This is a genomic window from Rhizobium sp. KNZ2-6A (genome assembly GCF_056755475.1).
In genome coordinates this window covers 1-203 of the sequence record NZ_JBNDIC010000166.1, presented here as the reverse complement: position 1 = coordinate 203, position 203 = coordinate 1, and the positions used below count along the sequence as shown (strand labels likewise).

At 60.6% G+C, this 203-nt stretch carries 1 pseudogene; it reads right to left on the bottom strand.

From position 1 onward, the window contains the following. Positions 1-203: pseudogene (locus tag ACPYOP_RS33040) on the bottom strand (S-(hydroxymethyl)glutathione dehydrogenase); the annotation flags it as partial.

The window sequence follows — 203 nt, the reverse complement described above, 5'->3', positions numbered from 1 at the left end:
ATGCCGCCGAGACCGAAGACGATGGCGGTTGCCCCCATCTCCACCTTGGCGGTGTTGATGACCGCGCCGATGCCGGTTGTCACCCCACAGCCGATGTAGCAGATCTTGTCGAAGGGGGCGTCCGGGTTGACCTTGGCAACGGCAATCTCCGGCAGCACGGTGAAATTGGCGAAGGTCGAGCAGCCCATATAGTGATGGATCTT